The 393-nt window shown below is 41.7% G+C and carries 1 pseudogene; it reads right to left on the bottom strand.

Features of this window, described 5'->3' with window-relative positions:
• Window positions 1-159: 159 nt before the first annotated feature.
• Window positions 160-393: pseudogene (gene aspA / locus IQR33_RS23870) on the bottom strand (aspartate ammonia-lyase); the annotation flags it as partial.

Below are 393 nucleotides of genomic sequence, written 5' to 3'. Positions count from 1 at the left end.
TTTTTATTTGATTCTGATTTTTTGAACACTCAGGAACAGGAGTAAATGCTCAGAGAATGAGAACCTAGTGGTTTAGCGGCAATAAAAGCATATAAAAAATGTGGTTAACCGTATGAGAGCCTAAAAAAGGGGCCTGAGTGGCCCCCTTCGGATTCGTTATTACTCGTAACGTTTTGCTTTGTAAGTAGGATGCATGAAGTTTTCTACTGACAAGATTTCATCAAGCTCCTCTGCTGTAAGCAGACCGCGCTCTAGCACGACTTCACGAACACTCTTACCAGTTTCTGCACAAATCTTACCTACGATGTCACCTTCGTGGTGGCCGATGTATGGGTTTAGGTAAGTGACGATACCGATAGAGTTGTAAACGTAGTTTTCGCAAACTTCTTTGTT

Origin of the sequence: Vibrio sp. OPT46 (genome assembly GCF_015163535.1) — a bacterium.
In the GTDB taxonomy this organism is placed as follows: Bacteria; Pseudomonadota; Gammaproteobacteria; order Enterobacterales; family Vibrionaceae; genus Vibrio; species Vibrio alginolyticus.
The sequence above is the reverse complement of the archived record's forward strand: the minus strand, read 5'-3'. Positions and strand labels throughout refer to the sequence as shown.